Origin of the sequence: Helicobacter pylori, from assembly GCA_008032935.1 — a bacterium.
In the GTDB taxonomy this organism is placed as follows: Bacteria; Campylobacterota; Campylobacteria; order Campylobacterales; family Helicobacteraceae; genus Helicobacter; species Helicobacter pylori_CX.
The window spans coordinates 955484-975700 of record CP032039.1; the positions used below are offsets into that span (position 1 = coordinate 955484).

Consider the following 20217-nt stretch of genomic DNA (forward strand, 5'->3'; position numbering starts at 1 on the left):
TCTACAACCAATGTTCAATTTTTATTAAGTTAAGATAAATGAATATAAAACCCATAGGATTAAAAAGTAAAATGGCTGAAATTTTGGGCTAGAATGTGTAAAAAGGTAAAATTGGAGGCGTTTAAAAAAACTTCTCCCAAATCGTGCCTTGTGGGGTGTCCATCAAAGCGATTTTTTGTTTCAAAAGCTCTTCTCTGATGTTATCGGCTTTTAAAAAATCTTTTTGCTCTTTGGCGCGTTTTCTTTCTTCTATTTTGCTTTCAATTTCCTGTTTTTCGCTTCCACTCACGCCTAACTGGAAATACGCGCTAGGGTCTTTAAACCCGATGCCAAGCAGTTCTTCTATGAATTTCAAATTCGCTAAAATTTCGCCCTTCAAAGCCTTGTTTTTAGGGTTTTGATCCAGTTTTTCATTCGTAGAAGAAAGCATGCTTTCTAAAACGCTCAACGCTTTGGAAATGTTTAAATCATCTTGCATGCATTCTAAAATTTCTTTTTTAAAGTTTGGATTTATCCCTCCCAAAGTCCCTAAAACGCGCTGTTTCAAGCGATAGATTTTATCCAAGCGTTTTTTACTCATTAACAAGTCTTCTTCATTGAAATTCAAAACAGAGCGATAATGCACCCCTAGTAAGTAATTGCGCAAAATTTCGCCATCATAGTTTTTCAGGGCGTCTTTAACAAAAAAGCTATTCCCTAAACTTTTAGACATTTTTTCATTGTTGATATTCACAAAGCCGTTATGCATCCAGTATTTGGCAAGCTCCACGCCAAAGGCGCAACGGGTTTGGCACGCTTCATTTTCATGGTGGGGGAATAACAAATCCGCTCCGCCTGCATGGATGTCAATTTGATAAGGGGTGTTAGCGAGCGCTAAAGTTTCAAAAACCATGCTAGAGCATTCTATATGCCAGCCAGGGCGCCCTTTGCCTAAAGGGCTATCAAAGCCCACATCATTATCCCCCTTATAGCTTTTCCATAACACAAAATCCTGCTCAAGCCGTTTTTCTTGCACCAAACCGATACGGCTAAATTCCATACTGCTATTATGCACGCTCAAAGAGCCGTAATCTTTATCCTTGCTCGTGTCTAAATAAATATCCCCATTAGAGACTCTATAAGCGAAATTTTTTTCTAAAAGCGTTTCAATCATGCGCACCATAGCGTCTAAATACTCGCTCGCTTTAGGCTCTAGGCTGGGTTGTTTCACGTTCAAAGCGTTCAAATCCCTCGTGTAAGATTCAATGTAAATACTGCTTAATTCTTGAATGCTTTTGCTTTCTTTTAGGGCTTTGTTGATGATTTTATCGTCAATATCCGTGAAATTCCTTACTAACACCACTTCATAGCCGCTTAATTCAAGCGTGCGCCTTAACAAATCAAAAGCAATCGCGCTCCTAGCATGCCCTAAATGAGCGTCATCATACACCGTAGGCCCGCACACATAAATATTCGCCTTTTTTTCAACTAAAGGCTCAAAAGGGACTTTTTGTTTTAATTTGGTATCATAAATAAACATTTAAAAACCTTGAAAATAATAAAATAAATATAAATGTGTAACCCACGATTTGAACGCTAAGAGTAATAAGATTTCCACGCAAGCGAGGAAAAGAATTACAAGCCATAATTTCAAATTTTTAATTATACCCAAGAATGGTTGAAAGCCAAACGCTTTTATCGTTAAAACGAATAAAAATAACCCGCTCAAACTATTCGCTAAAGCCAAACCTAAAACCCCTAACAAAGGCATCAAACTCAAAGAAGCCGCTAAACCTAAAAAAGCGAAATCAAAGAGATTTTAGCTGCTTTTTTTTGCTCTAATTTCGCATAAAGCCACAAAGAAAAGAGTTTGGTTAGCCCAAAAGGGAGCAAGCCTAAAAGATAGAGCGAAAAGACTTGCGAAGTGATTAGGGTGTCTTTAGGGCTAAATTGCCCCCTTTCAAATAAAAGCTCTGTGATTTCTTTATTTAACATTATCCCCCAATGCTGCAAAGAAGCAAAACCCCCACCAAAAAAAACCACGCCTTTTGCAAGCGCTGTAAGATTAAATCCTGCTGATTGTTTTTAATGGCGATCGCAATGCTAGGGAAAAGGGCTGTGGATATGGCTATGGCAAATAAAGCTAAAGGGAGCTGGAAGACTCTATTAGCGTAATACAAATAAGACACGCTCCCGCTCGCTAAAAAAGAGGCTATCGTGGTGTCTAAAAAAGAAGCGATCTGAGCGCTAGAATTGCCTAAGACGCTGGGGAGGAATTGCTTGAAAAACCCTTTCAAATCCCTTTTAACCCTTTGAGAGCGGTATTTTTTTTTGGCGGCGTTTTTAGTCTTAAAACCCAACAACCCTTTAAACAATAAAGCCCATAAGCCCAATTTGACTAAAGGATAAAAGTGCAATAAAATTTGAGCCACGCCCCCTAAAAGCACGCCATAACTCAAATAATACAACGCTTCTAAATGCGTTTTTTCTTTAGAAACAAAAAGGGCTAAAATCATGCATAAATTGAGTAAGCTTGCACTATAAGCGCTGGCAAAAAAGCTGTGTTTGTATTGCAAGAGCGCGCCTAAAAAAGTGGTGATAAACACCAATAAAAGATACCAAAAATTGATCGCTACAATAGGGGTGCATAGTTTGAGTTTTTCTTCATCAAAGCCATAAGCGAGGAGTTTAGCTAGCCACAAGGGATTTAATGCCACCAATAAGCACCATATCAATAAAACGCTACAAAAAATAAGCCCCACCAAACTCGCAAAGCTCCCTTTAATGGAACTTCGTATGAAGCTTGGTAAAAAGCTTTGCGAAAAAGATCCTTCCGCAAAAATACGCCTGAACAAATTAGGCAATTTGAAAGCCACAAAGAAAATATCGCTATACACCCCGGCCCCTAGAATATTGGCCATCATCAAATCCCGTAAAAAGCCAAAAATCCTAGAGCATAAAATCCCTAAGCTGTTGGTTAAAAATATTTTTTTTAGCATATTAGTCGTATTTATTACCTAATTTTCAGCGTTTTTTTGTTAGCATATTTTCTTTTTTCAAATTCTTATATTATACCATTTAAGGATTAAAAAATGAGCTTGGAGCATTTTGCCCCTATAAAAGTTGAGCGGTGCAAAGACATTCAAAAAGAATTAAAAAAAGCAGCCGCTGAAAATAAATTACAAACAGAAGATCTGTGGTTTGAGATTTTAAAAACTTCTATTTTTATCAAAAACAGCGCTAAAGACGATTTTAGCGAGGCTTTTGGTGGGGAATTGCAACAACTAGAAGAAGATGAATACTATGAAAAAAAAGAGCTAACCCTTTATCAAACCCACGACATTAAAATCAAATCAAACGCTTATAAACGCTTTTTTGAAGTGGAAGTGGATGAACATTTGAGTAAAATAGAAATCGTTTTAGACGAGTGTTTTATTGTCCTAGACACTGAAGAGCATTATCAAGAAATGTTTGCGTATATCAAAGAGCGTTTAGCCTTTGAAGGCGTGGTGTTTCGCCACCTTTCACAAATGTATGAAAATTTAAAAACAGAGTTAAGAAAATATCAAAAAGAAGCCCAAAATAAGCGTTTTATTTTATACGCTTCTTCAACCTTTATCCCTAATACAGAAGAACAATCCCACTTTTTATTAGAAGAAGAATACCTTCCAACGCACATTATTCGCGATCAAGAAGAATTTTTTGTTAAAGAAAATGATTATATCGCTAAAGAAAATCAAAAAGTCGCTTGCGTGAATTACCCCAAACAAGGGAGAGATGGCCGTAACCTTAAAGGCCTTTATATTGAATTGCCTAAAGTTGCCAATTCGCCCACCCCTATAGGGCATGACAAAAACGCTTTTGAAGAAAGAGAAGAAAATAACGCTTTAGTGTATTACTCCAAAGCCTTACAAGGGGTTAAAATGGAAAAAGGGCGTTTGGTTTCTAAGCAAAATTTTATTTTTAAAAACGGGATCAAATCCATTGAAACGCCCAATCTTTTGGGGGGAGTGGAGAGCGGGTTGGTTTTAGAGATTCAAGCTAAAGACGAATTGAGCGATGCGATTGATTCTAATCTCATTTTAGAAGCGAGTGCGATTAACATTAAGGGCAATGTGGGCAAGAATGTGATCTTAGTGGCTAAAGAAATTACTATAGAGGGGCAAATCCACCCTGAAAGCTATGTCTATGCCAATAAAGCGCGTATCACTAACCATAAGGGCGTGTGCTACGCTAAAGAGTTTGAGTGCAAGTATTTAGAGCGTGCTAAGGTGTATGCCAATAGCGTTAAAGTGGAAGCGAGCGCGGGGAGCGTGGTCTATGCGAAAGAAATCGCTTTAGAAAAGCTTAAAAGCGATAACAAGCTGTATTTTTCCAAGCAATGTTGGATTGATGAGGTGGATGGCAATGGCAACCGCTTTATTTTTTACGCTTTTGGGGGGCGAGAAAACCAAGAAGAATTGAAGATCGCTAAACAAAAACTCAATGCGTTAGGGTTAAAATCTAAAAAAATCATCGCTCAGCACCAGTCCTTAAACCATTTAGTCAAAAACCATCAAGCCATCATGGAAAAGCTTAAAAACGCCACTGAAGAAATCAAACACTCTTTAATGCAACAAGAAAGCGTGAAAGACGCTTATAGCGAGTTTATGTTTGCTTTAAAGCGTTTGAAAATCTTAAAAGCTCAAATGCTAGAATTGCAAAAAATCAATAACGAATGTTACGCTAAACTCATCAGTATAGAAAACAGCTTCCAGCATGCAAGCATTACGACTAAAAACCCTTTCAAGCAAGAAAATATCGTGATTTACCATCGCAATTACCCTAAAGTGAGCAATTCAACCGCCATGTTAAGCCACAATGAAAGCGTGGATGTGATCTATGAAGATCATAAAATCAAAAAATCCCTAAAAGCGCTATAAAAGGCTAAAACAACGAGATAAAAAAGGGATAAAAATGATAGTGGGTTTGATAGGGGTTGTGGAAAAAATCTCCGCTTTAGAAGCGCATATAGAAGTGCAAGGGGTTGTTTATGGGGTGCAAGTTTCTATGCGAACGGCCGCTTTGCTTCAAGCGGGCCAAAAAGCGCGTTTGAAAATCTTGCAAGTGATTAAAGAAGATGCACATCTTTTATACGGGTTTTTAGAAGAGGGCGAAAAAATCCTTTTTGAAAGGCTTTTAAAAATCAATGGGGTAGGGGGGCGTATCGCTTTAGCCATTCTTTCAAGCTTTTCGCCGAATGAATTTGAAAGCATTATCGCTACTAAAGAAGTCAAAAGACTCCAGCAAGTCCCAGGTATAGGGAAAAAGCTCGCTGATAAGATCATGGTGGATTTGATTGGCTTTTTTATTCAAGATGAAAACAGACCCGCGCACAACGAAGTCTTTTTAGCTTTAGAGAGTTTGGGCTTTAAAAGCACCGAAATCAACCAAGTCTTAAAAACCCTAAAACCCAATCTCAGCATAGAAGCAGCGATTAAAGAAGCCTTACAACAACTGCGCTCTTAAAAAAGGTTTTTAGTATCCGCTCGCTAAAACCCTAGTAAGAGACTTGAGTGCTAAAAACGCTAAATTCTCAAACAACACGCTTAAAATCATTGAAGAGCTTAATAACGGCGTCAAACAAGCGAGTGAAGACATAAGATCTAAAGCGAGCGATTTAGAACACGCTATAACCCCACTCAAAGAGTTTGGGAAGAATTACCCCGAGTTTTCCCTAAAGCCTAAGGAAGCGTTAGAGAAACTCTTACAAGAGAAAAACGGACAAGTCGCAGGTGTAGCGTTTAGGGAGGATTTAGGAGGGATTGATTTTGTTTGGGGAACGCCAAAGACTAAAGAGAGCGTAGGTTATGGGTTAGCACACATAATAGAACGAAGAGAACAGCAAGCGCTTGCTGATGGCTTAAGTGAAGCAGAAGCTAAAGAATACGCTTTAAATATCGTTAAATCTATCCCTGAAGTGTTAGAGAAAGGCACTAAAGGAACGGATCATTTAGGGCGTGTGTTTGTAGATTATGGAAACAAGAGAGTAGGCTTAAATAACACATGGAATAACAAAGATTTAGAAAATCATTGGGTGATAAGCAGTTATGAATTACGAGATACAACAGAGAAGCCCACGCATTTTCCGACCTCGCAAGCAATCACTAAAGAAAAGGACATTCATTCTTTAAACTCCGTAGAACCTAATCCTACCCAGAAACCGCTAACAGATCAAGAGGATTTATTAAAAAATACAGAAAATTTAAACCAAACCACACCAAAACCTACCCATTTAAGCCCCTTAGAGCAAGCCAACGCAAAAAAGTATGAATTAATACTAAAAACGAAGCATAAAATGAAATTATAAGGATAGTGTAGCCCATAGAAAAACATTAGCAAAATCTCAGAATGGCGATTAAACATCAGTTATGAGTTGAGTGCTAGACATACTTGAAAAAGCTAATGCGTTTTGAAACTTTAACAATAAAAAATTAAACACAAGGAGTAAGGAATGAAAAGCATTAAAAAGCCTCACCTTGACCATACACAAGCCCTTGCGTCTTATGTGTCAGGGTCTCTTGGCACACTTAAAGTGTTTTTAGTGTGGGTTAGAAAATTATTCTCCAACCCATGCCTTGACAATATTAGCACAAAAATATTAAATAATAGAAAGAGTGAATTAGTTTTAAAAACAATGTTCAAGAGTAACGGAGATTATAAGAATAACAAGGCTTATAAAGAATTTTCAAGCACCTCACTCAACGCTAATGCGAAGGTGTCCCATAGGTCGAGTTCCCATGGTGGTGCTAAAAAGAACAATACTTAAAAAACTTTAATAAGTCAAGGAGTGAAAAATGAATTAACCTTAAAAACGATATACCAATCAAAGCTTTAATGCAAGACACCAAACCCTCTAATGGGCAACCATAGGTCGAGTTCCTATAGCGATGTCTGTAAGGATGCTACCATAAAAACCCCAACAAAGTCAAATAACGACCTAAATCTTTTCAAGGAGAACGCAAGGAGAATGAATGAAAAACAAAAATGATGTTAAAGCAGAGATTGACAAGGCGGACATTATCCACTCTTTCATTCCGCAGGATAGCTGAAAATGCTAAAAAGCAATGAGTGGGCTACCATTGAAACTATAAAACAAAAACTTGAAAAAGTCAAGAAATGAAAGAAAGCGAACTCAATAGCTACAATCAAATCATAGAAGAAGCGAGAAGGATAATGGATAAGGCGAATCATTAAAGAGTGAGTGGGTTATTATAGGCTATGAAGCAGATAAATCAAGGAATGGGCTAACTCAGTCGCCTTTAGTGCCAAATTACAAGGGGAAAGATACTAATCCCCTAAACCTTGATAACCCTAATCCTACCACAAAAGAATAAGCAAGGCAATAAACTACCCAACCCAGTCAGTATGAGAAAAATAAGCCTAAAAACCCCTTTAAAAATTCTGGCTTTGTTCTGATCAAATGCCAATAATTGAGTTTTTAAAAAACGATTTTTTAAACTCTATAAAAATGAAATAACCCTTTTTATGGTTTAGTTTAAAGCCCAGTTGGTTTTAGTGAGATTTTCTCTGATGGAAAAAAGCTTGTCTTTGACTTCGTTACTGCTCAATTTCCTCACTTTATCCGAATTGTATTTCAAATCCTGGCTAAGAAGAGACAATCTGTTAGACAAATCGGCAATATCCACCCTTAACCCCTCATCTCTGGCTAATTTGAGCGCGGGGATTAGATCCGTATCTTTTGAAAATATCAAAATCCTATCGGCTATTTTTTTAAAGGCTATTCTTTGAATGTCAAGACCCATGAGCATATCCACCTGTTTTTGTTCTAATAACGCCCTATAACTCCCATCAAACTCCACTCTTATTGCGTTTAACTTAGTCCTCCCTAACCTCAATTCCACTTGATCCAATGAAGCCAGATCGTGTTGGAAATTTTCCACATCGCTATAAATCTTCTCCCATTTAGTCGCTTCACTGCTTTGTAAGATCTCTTCAATGTCGCTGCTGGTGAAGATTTTCATTTCTGTTCCCGGATTTTTTTCATTTTGGAGAGTGTCGTTCCTCTTATCCCATAACGCATGTTCAAAATCAAAGGGTGGGGTGGTATAAAAGTAAATACGACTGATCCATTCATCATCTAGTAAAAAAGCTCTGATAGTAACGATCACATCTAAAGCGATATTGTAATTAACGCATTTTGTTTGTTTAATATCGCGTCTGAAATTCTCCCAATCCACTAGTATGATTGTGTTTGCTTTCATTTATTGCTCCCTTATTTATACGCTAAATTTTTTAAAAGTTCTTAATGCAATCTTGTATTTTGCGCCAACAAGAAACATGGATATAATAATAGCGTTTTTTAAACCTTGCAATTAAATAATAGGAATGGTTGATGCGTATTTTAGGAATAGACCCAGGCAGTAGGAAATGCGGGTATGCTATCATTTCTCACGCTTCTAACAAGCTTTCTTTAATCACGGCCGGGTTCATTAATATCACCACGACACGCTTGCAAGAACAGATTTTAGACTTGATAGAAGCCTTAGATTGCTTATTGGATCGTTACGAAGTTAATGAAGTGGCGATTGAAGATATTTTCTTTGCGTATAACCCTAAAAGCGTGATCAAGCTCGCGCAATTCAGGGGGGCGTTGTCCTTAAAGATTTTAGAAAGGATTGGTAATTTCAGCGAATACACGCCCTTACAAGTCAAAAAAGCCCTAACCGGTAACGGGAAAGCCGCTAAAGAGCAAGTGGCCTTTATGGTCAAACGCTTGCTTAACATCACAAGCGAAATCAAGCCTTTGGATATTAGCGATGCGATAGCTGTTGCTATCACGCATGCGCAACGCTTAAAGCCCCGCTAACTACCATTTGTAAGCCACTTCAAAACGCGCATTAAACCCGGGCTCGGCGATCGCTCTTTTAACAGCGTCAGTGCCTGGCATGTCCGGGCTCATGACATAGGGGCTTGTTTGATCCACATAGAATTTGTTGAAAACATTATTGAACACGGCTGAAAGCAACAAACCCTTCCAGTGGCTTTTGGTTTTAGGGCTCCAATTGATATAAAAATTACTCACGCCATAGCCCGGTTTATGCATATGCACTAACCCTAATTGGGATCCGCATTTGGCTAAATCGGTAGGGGTTTTGGGTTTCTCAGCCGTCCCGTAATCAGGCAAGTAAATATCAAACCCGCAATAATCCAAACCGGTAACAAAGCGGCTAAGCCATGCAAGATTGATCCCTGTTTTGGGGATGGTGTAATCCAATTTGATGATAAAAACATTACCGGTGCTTGCGGCAAGCTCATAGCTGTCCGCCATTAAATACCCCCTAGTGGTGGGCCAAGTGCGCGAGATCCCCACATTCAAACTCACGCCCTTGTATTTGAATGTCCCGCCCACTTCATAGCCATAAATCCTAATCGCTTGACTCAAATTGGTTACAATCAAACTTTGCGCGTATTGTGAGATGAAATTATCCAAAGCCTGATAAAACGCCGCAGCCCTCCCGCTAAAATACTGGCCTGAATAATCAATATTAAATTCAGCGTTAGAGCCCACTTCAGGTTTGATATTTTTAGCGTATCGTAAATCGTTTTGGCGCATATACACGCCATCTCCTGGCATAACCCCCCTTGTAACTTGAGAATAAGTGATTTTTAAAGATAAAGGCTCAATGGGGCTTAGCACAAGAGCCGCGCTAGGGCTAAAGCCTTGAGTGTAGCGGTGGTTCCAATCCTTATCATAAAGCGTGTATGCATCCCACCTTACCCCGGCTCCAAAAGTGATGATTTTATGAGGCGAGTAATTCGCTTGCACATAGCCTCCATAAATATTCCCGTTCGCTTTCCCTCTTTGGCACAAAGTAGGGTCATTGGGGTTATTATCCACAAGGCTGCAAGCGATTTGTTTTTGCCCTTTATCATCAGTATAGACTTGATTAGGCCTGTATAATTCTGATTTAGGGATGCGAGCGTCAAAAACGCTTAAATTTTGGTAGTTGAATCCGTATTCAAAAAGGCTGTCTGTGGCTTCATCAATCACATGCGCGACTTTAAGGTTTAACCCGGTGTTGTTTAAAAACAAATTCCTAGGCTGTGAGCTTGGCTTATCCACATCTGAAAAGCTTGGGGTGCAATAAGCGCCTTCCACGCATGGGTAATTTTCTTTTTCCCATGCACTCGCTTGAGAAGTGGGGAATTTAGCATAAACGCCATTAGGATCAAATAGGGGATCAAATTGAGCGTTTCTAATGCTTGTATAAAGGGTAAAATCTAATCGTGGGTCGCCAAAAGAATTTCCCGCTTCCCTTTTGTATTGTAAGGAAAGATTGTTGGCGGTATTGACGGAGTGATACATGTATCTTGTGAAACTATCCAACACATTAGGACACCCTTGATCGCTATCAGGGCTAAAAGGGGCTTCACAAGGATAGGCTAACCCTATAGCGTTACTCCTTAAAGGGCGTGTAGCGTTATCTCGTGTCATGTTCCAGCTGAAAGTGAGCGTGTCTCTGTCGCTCAAATAACCATTCATTTTAACTAAAGCGTTGTTTTGCTCGCTAGGAGTTCCTGGCTCTTTATCAGCTTGTGTGGGTTTGAAAAGGTTTTTTGTCGCTGTAGCGCCGCTTCTATAATAGAAGATGTTTTGGTGCGTGTAGTAAGCGATAATATCAAAATGCGCGCTTTGATAGGCCGATCTGAAAGTTTCTCGATCGCCAAAATTGGTATAAAAACTCACCGCCCCACTGGCTGCATAATTTTTCCCCCTAGGGATAAAATCAGCCGCTCCTTTAGTCTCCATTTTAATCACTCCTGCGATCGCTCCTGGCCCTGCGCTCGCATTCGCCGCACCTTTGGTAACTTCCACGCTTTTGAGCATGCCAGGGTCAATCACGGTGTTGCCTTGGTGGTGGTAGATATTGCCATTTTGCGCAGCCCCATCCACCGTAACCCTTAAAAGCCTGTCTTCAATGCCTCTCACATAGATTTTCTGCCCCATCACGCTCCCTCCACCCACATTCACATCAGGGTTAGTCCTAAACAAGTCTTTGACTTCATTGCTTTGGCGTTGATCCAATTCTTTAGAAGTAACCTTAAACTCATTATTGTAAGTGAAAATCCTTTTGGCTTGGGTGGTAACCTTATTTAAAGTGCGTTCCTCACTATAGCAAGTCTCAGTGAGTAGGGGTAAACATAAAGCGTATCTAAGCTTTGGGTATGATCTTAAAAACATCCAACAATTCTCCTTAATCTAAAAATTCAAAAAATAAAAATCAAAAAAAAAAAAAAAAACAAAATCTGTCAATGCATTGAGATAGAATAGTATGATAATTATTATTAAAACCAGATTAAAAATAAAATTTTGTTTTTAATCTTTCTTATTTTCATTAATTGTTACAAATAGAAATACTTAAGGGGGTTTTTTATTCTTAAAAAAAAGATTTTTTAAGGAAATTGAATCTTGTTAGTCTTTGTATAACAAATTATGTAATAATCACCACAAGTAATCGGCTTAGTGTTAGATTACGAAGATTTAAAACTAAATAAAGGAAGAATCATGGTTAATAAAGATGTGAAACAAACCACTGCTTTTGGCGCTCCTGTTTGGGATGACAACAATGTGATTACAGCTGGTCCTAGAGGTCCTGTTTTATTGCAAAGCACTTGGTTTTTGGAAAAGTTAGCGGCGTTTGATCGAGAAAGGATCCCTGAAAGGGTAGTGCATGCTAAAGGAAGCGGAGCTTATGGCACTTTCACCGTGACTAAAGACATCACTAAATACACTAAAGCGAAAATTTTCTCTAAAGTGGGCAAAAAAACAGAATGCTTTTTCAGATTTTCTACTGTGGCAGGGGAAAGAGGCAGTGCGGATGCGGTGAGAGACCCTAGAGGTTTTGCGATGAAGTATTACACTGAAGAAGGTAACTGGGATTTAGTAGGGAACAACACGCCTGTTTTCTTTATCCGTGATGGGATCAAATTCCCTGATTTCATCCACACTCAAAAAAGAGACCCTCAAACCAATTTACCTAACCACGACATGGTATGGGATTTTTGGAGCAATGTTCCTGAAAGCTTGTATCAAGTAACATGGGTTATGAGCGATAGAGGGATCCCTAAATCTTTCCGCCACATGGATGGTTTTGGCAGCCACACTTTCAGTCTTATCAATGCAAAAGGCGAACGCTTTTGGGTGAAATTCCACTTTGAAACCATGCAAGGCGTTAAGCACTTGACTAACGAAGAAGCCGCAGAAATCAGAAAATACGATCCGGATTCCAATCAAAGGGATTTATTCAATGCGATCGCTAGAGGGGATTTCCCAAAATGGAAATTAAGCATTCAAGTGATGCCAGAAGAGGATGCTAAGAAGTATCGATTCCATCCGTTTGATGTAACTAAAATTTGGTATCTCCAAGATTATCCATTGATGGAAGTGGGCATTGTAGAGTTGAATAAAAATCCGGAAAACTATTTCGCAGAAGTGGAGCAAGCGGCATTCACTCCGGCTAATGTCGTTCCTGGAATTGGCTATAGCCCTGACAGGATGTTACAAGCCCGCTTATTCTCTTATGGAGACACACACCGCTACCGCTTAGGGGTTAATTATCCTCAGATACCGGTTAACAGGCCAAGATGCCCATTCCACTCTTCTAGCAGAGATGGTTACATGCAAAACGGATACTACGGCTCTTTACAAAACTATACGCCTAGCTCATTGCCTGGCTATAAAGAAGATAAGAGCGCGAGAGATCCTAAGTTCAACTTAGCTCATATTGAAAAAGAGTTTGAAGTGTGGAATTGGGATTACAGAGCTGAGGATAGCGATTACTACACCCAACCAGGTGATTACTACCGCTCATTGCCAGCTGATGAAAAAGAAAGGTTGCATGACACTATTGGAGAGTCTTTGGCTCATGTTACCCATAAGGAAATTGTGGATAAACAATTGGAGCATTTCAAGAAAGCTGACCCCAAATACGCTGAGGGAGTTAAAAAAGCTCTTGAAAAACACCAAAAAATGATGAAAGACATGCATGGAAAAGACATGCACCACACAAAAAAGAAAAAGTAACCCTTTTCTTTAAGCGTTCTTATTTTTAGGAACGCTTTGTCTTTCAAAATTTAGGTTTTTGGATACTCATCAATCCTTTGGTGGTGTGTCCTACTTTTTCATTCATTCAACGAATTTAAAAATTACAATAAAGAGTTATAGTTATGAAACGAAGGGATTTTATTAAAACGACTGCTTTAGGCGCTACAGGTGCTGTTTTAGGAGCACAGATTTTGCAGGCAGAAGAAAGCAAAGGGAGTGTTGCAAAATATAAAATAGAAGCTCAATACAGCATTGATTTTGATTCTGCAGAACACACTTCACTTTTCATTCCCATGCCGAGTGTTGTAGCGAGCAATGTGCATTTACAAGGCAATCATGCCAGTTATAAAAGCATGCTCAATTTTGGAGTGCCTTATTTGCAAGTGGATTTTTTAAAAAGCGCTCAAAAAAAGCAAGTCCATTTGTCTTATGAGATCGCTAGCTATCAATTGAATGAGCGTTTGTTTGAAACGAGCGATTTTGTAGCAATGGGGCGTTATGAAAGAGACGATGCGAGCGTGGCTAACATTGCCAACCAGCTCAAGGGAACAACCCCCAAAGAAAGCGTCCGTAACTTTTATGCGTTCATCAAGCATGAGATGCCTAAGAGACAGAAGGCTTTAGAGGGTAAAGAAAATTTACCCAAGCGTGAGAGTTTGCCTTGGTTTGCAACCATTTCACAAGAGAGCATGTTTGTGTCCTTATGCCATGCGTGTGGGATTAAAAGCGCTGAAGTGCAAGGCTTGAAACTGGGTCAAAACAGCGTAGTGAAAAACGCTCCTAGAGTGGAAGTGTATTTGAAAGATTCATTTCTAGCGTTTGATTTTCAAAATAACCACAAGGAAGTCTTTATCCCATTGAATCGTCATAAAGACATGCAGTTAGATTCTGCCTTATTGGCGACTTTTGGCGATGCCTTTGCCCTTGTGGATGGTAGGGATTTAGGCAATTACGAGAGCAAACTTTTTGAAAAAAGAGTGTCCTATACGATTGTCTAAAGGCATGAAATCTAGGAATATTCCTTGATAGCGGGCTTTCCTTTTTAGGGAGAGTTTGCAAAAAGGGTTTAAAGGATTGTCTTTATGCGAGAATTTTTTAAGAAACTTGGCACAGAATACGCTTCCAAGCTGTTTTTGGTTTATTGGCTTAGATGGATGTTGAGCGCGTTGGTGATGCTGCCTTTTATGGAGATTTTTTATTATTTCAGTTTTCCGTTGTGGCTCAATCTTTTCTTGGGGCAAACCATTGGAGCGGTGATTTTTTTCAAGCTGGATAAGTTGATTTTTTCTAAAAAATGATTTTTACAAGCTTAAAAAGCCACTAAGTTTTTCTTACTCTTAAGTTTTTGTATTTTCCTAAGCTTTTTTAAGGAATTCAGATTTTAAAGATAGGCTCTGCCCTTCCACTTTACAATCCACATTGTGATCGCTATTGACAAGCTTGATGTTTTTGATTTTAGTGCCTTTTTTAAGCACTAAAGATGAGCCTTTAACCTTTAAATCCTTAATGAGAATGACCGAGTCCCCATTTTGTAAAAGATTATTGTGGCAATCTTTAACGATCAATTCTTCATCATTAACTTCATCTTCATTCCACTCATACAAACAGCTAGAGCAAACCAATTGCGTGCCATCATGGTAGGTGTAGGCGTCGTTGCATTTAGGGCATGGGGGTAAATCTTGCATGATAATCGTCCTTATTGTGGTATTAGTGCGATGATATTACCTAAATCAAGATTATAAAACGCTTTATTTTGATAAGCACCAACCCCATAAGATCGCATGATGAAAAATTACCACCTGATTAACGCAAGCTATTTAATATTTTAAAAAATTCTTTTAGCTTTTTTTAATGTTATCAATTTAAGTTTTTCTCGTTGGTATTCAAAAAGCTCTTTTAAAATAGGTTACTAAATGGAGCGAATAAGTTAAAATTTATTAAAATAATCATAATGATTAAAGATTTTAACCACTATTGTAGAAAAATAATAAAAGGGTTTGTAAAAACTCTCATTAAAAACAAGGAGCAAAAAAGATGAAAAAAGTGGGCTTTCTTTTTTTAGCGGTGGTAGCTATCGCTGTTATGAGTTTAAACGCTAAAGATCCAAATGTGTTGCGTAAGATTGTTTTTGAGAAATGTCTGCCTAATTATGAGAAAAGTCAGAATCCTTCGCCATGCATAGAAGTCAAACCCGATGCCGGCTATGTGGTTTTAAAAGATATTAACGGCCCGTTGCAATATTTGTTGATGCCAACAACTCACATTAGCGGTATTGAAAGCCCTTTGTTGCTTGATCCCTCTACGCCTAACTTTTTTTATTTATCCTGGCAAGCGCGTGATTTTATGAGTAAAAAATACGGCCAACCCATTCCTGATAGCGCAATTTCTTTGACGATCAACTCTAAAAAAGGGCGATCGCAAAACCATTTTCACATCCATATCTCTTGCATTAGCCTTGATGTGCGCAAACGGCTGGACAATCATCTAAAAAAAATCAACAGCCGTTGGTCGCCATTATCAGGGGGCTTGAATGGGCATAAATACTTGGCGCGTCGGGTAACAGAGAGCGAATTAGCGCAAAAAAGCCCGTTTGTCATGCTTAATAAAGAAGTGCCTAATGCACACAAACGCATGGGGGACTATGGCTTGGCGGTGGTGCAACAAAGTGATAACTCCTTTGTCTTATTAGCGACACAATTTAACCCATTGACTTTAAATCGCGCTTCAGCCGAAGAGATTCAAGATCATGAATGCGCGATTTTGCGCTAAAGCGAGTTAGATTCTTAAATTTGAGCGATAGTCTTTAAAAAGCGTAATTAAGGGGTAGTGTTACAAAACCCCCTATACCCTTATGAATTTGACCGATCTTTTTGATTAACAAAACTTTAAAATCCGCAACCAATCATTCTAAAAAGCTATTTAGGAACAACTTTTGCTTTATTGTGCATAGATTGAATTTCTTTACATTAAAGGATAACCATGCTTAGGTCTTTATGGTCTGGTGTCAATGGGATGCAAGCCCACCAAATCGCTTTGGATATTGAGAGTAACAATATTGCGAACGTGAATACCACTGGGTTTAAATATTCTAGGGCTTCTTTTGTGGATATGCTCTCTCAAGTCAAACTCATCGCTACTGCACCCTATAAAAACGGGTTAGCAGGGCAGAATGACTTTTCTGTGGGGCTTGGGGTAGGCGTGGATGCGACGACTAAAATCTTTTCACAAGGCAATATCCAAAACACAGATGTCAAAACCGATCTAGCGATTCAAGGCGATGGCTTTTTTATTATTAGCCCTGATAGGGGGATCACGCGCAATTTCACTAGAGATGGGGAGTTTCTTTTTGACTCGCAAGGGAGTTTGGTTACCACCGGCGGGCTTGTGGTGCAAGGGTGGGTGAGAAACGGGAGCGATACCGGCAATAAAGGGAGCGATACGGACGCTTTAAAAGTGGATAACACAGGCCCTTTAGAAAACATCAGAATTGATCCTGGAATGGTGATGCCTGCTAGAGCGAGTAACCGCATTTCTATGAGGGCGAATTTAAACGCTGGAAGGCATGCGGATCAAACAGCGGCGATATTTGCTTTGGATTCTTCAGCCAAAACCCCTTCAGATGGCATTAATCCGGTGTATGATTCAGGCACGAATCTAGCTCAAGTCGCCGAAGACATGGGATCTTTATACAATGAAGATGGCGACGCTCTTTTATTGAATGAAAACCAAGGAATTTGGGTGAGCTATAAAAGCGCGAAAATGGTCAAAGACATCCTCCCTTCTGCAGAAAACAGCACGCTTGAATTGAATGGGGTTAAGATTTCTTTCACAAACGATTCAGCGGTGAGCCGGACTTCAAGCTTAGTAGCGGCGAAAAATGCGATCAATGCGGTCAAAAGCCAAACAGGGATTGAAGCTTATTTGGACGGCAAACAATTGCGTTTGGAAAACACCAATGAATTAGACGGCGATGAAAAGCTTAAAAACATTGTGGTTACTCAAGCCGGAACCGGGGCGTTCGCTAACTTTTTAGACGGCGATAAAGATGTAACGGCTTTCAAATATAGTTATACGCATTCTATCAGCCCTAATGCGGATATTGGGCAGTTTAGGACCACTGAAGACTTGCGCACCTTAATCCAGCATGACGCTAATATCGTTAAAGATCCTAGCTTAGCGGACAATTACCAGGACTCAGCGGCTTCTATAGGGGTTACAATCAACCAATACGGCATGTTTGAAATCAATAATAAAGACAATAAAAATGTCATTAAAGAAAATCTTAATATCTTTGTGAGCGGGTATTCTTCAGACAGCGTAACGAACAATGTTTTGTTTAAAAACGCCATGAAAGGGCTTAATACCGCTTCTTTAATTGAAGGGGGAGCGTCAGCGAGCAGTTCTAAATTCACCCACGCTACGCATGCGACAAGCATTGATGTGATAGACAGCTTAGGCACTAAACACGCCATGCGCATTGAGTTTTATAGGAGTGGGGGAGCGGAATGGAATTTTAGAGTGATCGTGCCTGAGCCTGGGGAATTAGTAGGGGGGTCAGCGGCTAGGCCTAATGTGTTTGAGGGAGGCCGTTTGCACTTCAATAATGACGGATCGCTTGCAGGCATGAACCCGCCTCTTTTGCAATTTGACCCTAAAAATGGCGCTGATGCCCCCCAACGCATCAATTTAGCCTTTGGTTCCTCAGGGAGTTTTGACGGGCTAACGAGCGTGGATAAGATTTCTGAAACGTATGCGATTGAGCAAAACGGCTATCAAGCGGGCGATTTGATGGATGTCCGCTTTGATTCAGACGGGGTGCTTTTAGGAGCGTTCAGTAATGGCAGGACTTTAGCGCTCGCTCAAGTGGCTTTAGCGAATTTCGCTAACGATGCGGGCTTACAGGCTTTAGGCGGGAATGTCTTTTCTCAAACCGGAAACTCAGGGCAAGCCTTAATCGGTGCGGCTAATACGGGGCGTAGGGGTTCGATTTCAGGATCTAAACTGGAGTCTAGTAATGTGGATTTGAGCCGGAGTTTAACGAATTTGATTGTGGTTCAAAGGGGGTTTCAAGCGAACTCTAAAGCGGTAACCACATCCGATCAAATCCTTAACACCCTATTGAATCTGAAGCAATAAACTAAAAAATTACTCTAATACAATATAATAGGGGCTAATTTAAAGATTAAGGTTTAGTATGCATGAATACTCGGTCGTTTCTTCTTTAATCGCTCTTTGCGAAGAGCATGCGAAGAAAAATCAAGCCCATAAGATTGAAAGAGTTGTGGTCGGTATTGGTGAAAGAAGCGCTATGGATAAGAGCTTGTTTGTGAGCGCGTTTGAGACTTTTAGAGAAGAATCTTTGGTGTGTAAAGACGCTATTTTAGACATTGTGGATGAAAAAGTTGAATTAGAATGCAAGGATTGTTTGCATGTTTTTAAGCCTAACGCGCTAGATTATGGGGTGTGTGAGAAATGCCACAGCAAGAATGTCGTTATCACTCAAGGTAATGAAATGCGTTTGTTGTCTTTGGAAATGTTAGCGGAATAACCGATGCAAGAAGAATTGAACGCTTACCAACAAGAAATTAAAGACACTAGAGAAGTTTTAAAAAAAATCCGTTTGGAATTGAAGCAAGTCCAAGAAATCTTGCGTAAGAAAAAGAGCGCTTTAAAAGGTTTGAAACAAGAAATCTATCAAAAAAAATTAGAAAAAGAAAACTCCCGCTTAAACAAAGAAACACAAAATACAGAAGAGGATGTAATTTTCCCTAAAGCCCTTGAAGAAGTGGAGATTTACACTAAGGACAATCAAGTTATAATAGCAAAACCAAGCAAGCGCGTGTTTGATGAAGGGCTTTATTTGCAATACCGCAGCGTTTTGCGCGAAAACAGGTTTTTAAAAAACCATCTCTCTAAAAAAGATTTTGAAAATTCGTTACTCAAAATTGAATTAAGGGATTTGCATAAAGAAGTCAAGCTCTATCAAGTCCAAAACCTTTTGAAAGACAAATAATGCCCACGATTTTAGTGAGCGCTTTAGAAGCGAGCTCTAATGTGCATTTAGAGGAATTACGCCGCAATTTGCCTAAAGATTATCGTTTTATTGGCGTGTTTGAAGGCAAAGAGGCTCTCTATAGCCCTAGGGAATTTTCTATCATGGGTTTTAGAGATGTGATAGGCCGTTTAGGGTTTTTACTCAAAGCCCATAAAGAAATGGTCCAATTAGCCAAACAAGCGGATATGGTGCTTTTAATGGATTCTTCTTCTTTCAATATCCCCCTAGCCAAAAAAATCAAAAAACAAGATCCGCATAAAAAAATCATGTATTATATTTTACCGCAAGTTTGGGCATGGAAAAAATGGCGCGCTAAAAGCCTTGAAAAATACTGCGATTTTTTGGGAGCGATTTTGCCTTTTGAAGTGAGCTATTACCAAAAAAAAGCCCAATATGTGGGACACCCTCTATTAGATGAAATTAAATATTATAAAAAAGATATTAAGGGCGAAACTCTAGTGTTTATGCCAGGAAGCCGAAAAAGCGAAATCGCTAAAATGTTCCCTTTGTTTGTCAAAGTGGCTCAAATTTTAGAACAAAACAAAGGGTTTAAAAGGCGTGTGTTAGTGGTGCCGAGTTTCTTTAAGGGGTTGGATTTGAAAGCTCTTTATGGAGAAGACATTCAATTATTTGAAATTTCTTATGATGCGCATAAGAGTTTGTTTGAAGCGGAGTTTGCGTTCATTTGCAGCGGCACAGCGACTTTAGAGGCCGCTTTGATTGGCACGCCTTTTGTGTTAGCGTATAGGGCTAAAACGATGGATTTTTTGATCGCTAGAATGTTGGTCAATTTGCATTATATAGGTTTAGCGAACATCTTTTATAACGCCTTAAATGATGAGACTCCAGGGCTTGGGGAGAGCCAATTACACCCGGAATTGATCCAGCATTTTTTGAGCGTAGAGGGTTTGTTAAAAGCGTATAAAGAAATGGACAGAGAGCGCTATTTTAAAGAAAGTTTGAGATTAAGGGAATATTTAGCCAGTGGGAGCGCGAGAAAAATCGCTAATGAAATGGCTTTTTTGCTGAATTTAACTTAATTTTTACTATAATCTCTACTGAATAAGCTTAGGAG

General features: G+C 39.3%; 17 protein-coding genes and 4 pseudogenes. 15 read left to right on the forward strand and 6 right to left on the reverse strand.

What is annotated here, in order from left to right:
* Positions 1-121: 121 nt before the first annotated feature.
* Together cysS and murJ are read right to left on the reverse strand one after the other, a co-directional pair.
* Positions 122-1519, reverse strand: a complete 1398-nt coding sequence (gene cysS, locus D2C78_04805) for a cysteine--tRNA ligase (GenBank protein ID QEF35264.1) — start codon at positions 1517-1519, stop codon at positions 122-124.
* Positions 1520-2903 (reverse strand): annotated as a pseudogene (murJ, locus tag D2C78_04810) (murein biosynthesis integral membrane protein MurJ).
* 168 nt (positions 2904-3071) lie between these two features.
* On the opposite strand from murJ, the gene D2C78_04815 reads away from it, so the two are divergent.
* The 3 genes and pseudogenes from D2C78_04815 to D2C78_04825 all read left to right on the forward strand — a co-directional run bounded on the left by D2C78_04815 (position 3072) and on the right by D2C78_04825 (position 6085).
* Positions 3072-4901: a DUF342 domain-containing protein gene (locus D2C78_04815; protein ID QEF35265.1), complete on the forward strand. Its 1830-nt coding sequence runs from the start codon at positions 3072-3074 to the stop codon at positions 4899-4901.
* Positions 4902-4935: 34 nt separating this feature from the next.
* Positions 4936-5487 carry a Holliday junction branch migration protein RuvA gene (gene ruvA / locus D2C78_04820; GenBank protein QEF35266.1) on the forward strand — a complete coding sequence of 184 codons (552 nt, stop codon included), beginning with the start codon at positions 4936-4938 and terminating at the stop codon, positions 5485-5487.
* 43 nt (positions 5488-5530) lie between these two features.
* Positions 5531-6085 (forward strand): annotated as a pseudogene (locus D2C78_04825) (hypothetical protein).
* A gap of 107 nt (positions 6086-6192) precedes the next feature.
* On the opposite strand, the gene D2C78_04830 reads toward D2C78_04825, so the two are convergent.
* On the reverse strand, positions 6193-6384 hold the full coding sequence (locus D2C78_04830; protein QEF35267.1) for a hypothetical protein: 192 nt from the start codon (positions 6382-6384) through the stop codon (positions 6193-6195).
* Positions 6385-6472: 88 nt separating this feature from the next.
* Between D2C78_04830 and D2C78_04835 the strand changes: the two genes are divergently transcribed.
* Positions 6473-6787, forward strand: coding sequence for a DUF3519 domain-containing protein (locus D2C78_04835; GenBank protein QEF35268.1), 315 nt, complete (start codon positions 6473-6475; stop codon positions 6785-6787).
* A gap of 350 nt (positions 6788-7137) precedes the next feature.
* A pseudogene (locus tag D2C78_04840) lies at positions 7138-7355 on the forward strand (hypothetical protein).
* A gap of 156 nt (positions 7356-7511) precedes the next feature.
* Here the strand turns inward: D2C78_04840 and D2C78_04845 are convergent.
* Positions 7512-8243: an NYN domain-containing protein gene (locus tag D2C78_04845; protein QEF35269.1), complete on the reverse strand. Its 732-nt coding sequence runs from the start codon at positions 8241-8243 to the stop codon at positions 7512-7514.
* A 131-nt stretch (positions 8244-8374) separates the two neighbouring features.
* Between D2C78_04845 and ruvC the strand changes: the two genes are divergently transcribed.
* The gene (gene ruvC / locus D2C78_04850; protein QEF35270.1) at positions 8375-8848 is read left to right on the forward strand and encodes a crossover junction endodeoxyribonuclease RuvC; all 474 of its coding nucleotides are present in this window, start codon (positions 8375-8377) and stop codon (positions 8846-8848) included.
* On the opposite strand, the gene D2C78_04855 is transcribed toward ruvC, so the two are convergent.
* Complete coding sequence (locus D2C78_04855) at positions 8849-11224, reverse strand: TonB-dependent receptor (GenBank protein ID QEF35271.1); 2376 nt, start codon at positions 11222-11224, stop codon at positions 8849-8851.
* Positions 11225-11548: 324 nt separating this feature from the next.
* On the opposite strand from D2C78_04855, the gene D2C78_04860 reads away from it, so the two are divergent.
* From D2C78_04860 to D2C78_04870, 3 genes are all read left to right on the forward strand, one after another.
* The gene (locus D2C78_04860) at positions 11549-13066 is read left to right on the forward strand and encodes a catalase (GenBank protein QEF35272.1); all 1518 of its coding nucleotides are present in this window, start codon (positions 11549-11551) and stop codon (positions 13064-13066) included.
* A 143-nt stretch (positions 13067-13209) separates the two neighbouring features.
* Positions 13210-14085, forward strand: coding sequence for a twin-arginine translocation signal domain-containing protein (locus tag D2C78_04865; GenBank protein ID QEF35273.1), 876 nt, complete (start codon positions 13210-13212; stop codon positions 14083-14085).
* Between the two features lie 84 nt (positions 14086-14169).
* On the forward strand, positions 14170-14385 hold the full coding sequence (locus tag D2C78_04870; GenBank protein ID QEF35274.1) for a hypothetical protein: 216 nt from the start codon (positions 14170-14172) through the stop codon (positions 14383-14385).
* Between the two features lie 57 nt (positions 14386-14442).
* Here D2C78_04870 and D2C78_04875 read toward each other — a convergent pair whose 3' ends face one another.
* Positions 14443-14772 (reverse strand): alkylphosphonate utilization protein, encoded by a 330-nt coding sequence (locus D2C78_04875; GenBank protein QEF35275.1) that lies wholly within the window; start codon positions 14770-14772, stop codon positions 14443-14445.
* A gap of 191 nt (positions 14773-14963) precedes the next feature.
* Between D2C78_04875 and D2C78_04880 the strand changes: the two are divergent.
* The 6 genes and pseudogenes from D2C78_04880 (at position 14964) to D2C78_04905 (ending at position 20182) form a co-directional block, all read left to right on the forward strand.
* Positions 14964-15125: pseudogene (locus D2C78_04880) on the forward strand (sugar fermentation stimulation protein).
* Complete coding sequence (locus D2C78_04885; GenBank protein QEF35276.1) at positions 15122-15856, forward strand: CDP-diacylglycerol diphosphatase; 735 nt, start codon at positions 15122-15124, stop codon at positions 15854-15856. Before D2C78_04880 ends, D2C78_04885 begins: the two are co-directional and overlap by 4 nt.
* A 210-nt stretch (positions 15857-16066) precedes the next feature.
* Entirely contained in the window at positions 16067-18223 is a 2157-nt protein-coding gene (flgE, locus tag D2C78_04890) for a flagellar hook protein FlgE (GenBank protein ID QEF35277.1), read from the forward strand.
* Between the two features lie 58 nt (positions 18224-18281).
* Positions 18282-18635 (forward strand): hydrogenase/urease nickel incorporation protein HypA, encoded by a 354-nt coding sequence (gene hypA, locus D2C78_04895; protein ID QEF35278.1) that lies wholly within the window; start codon positions 18282-18284, stop codon positions 18633-18635.
* A gap of 3 nt (positions 18636-18638) precedes the next feature.
* A complete protein-coding gene (locus tag D2C78_04900) occupies positions 18639-19100 on the forward strand; it encodes a hypothetical protein (GenBank protein QEF35279.1) in 462 nt (153 codons plus the stop codon).
* Positions 19100-20182, forward strand: a complete 1083-nt coding sequence (locus tag D2C78_04905) for a lipid-A-disaccharide synthase (protein QEF35280.1) — start codon at positions 19100-19102, stop codon at positions 20180-20182. Before D2C78_04900 ends, D2C78_04905 begins: the two co-directional genes overlap by 1 nt.
* The last annotated feature ends 35 nt before the right edge of the window (positions 20183-20217 follow it).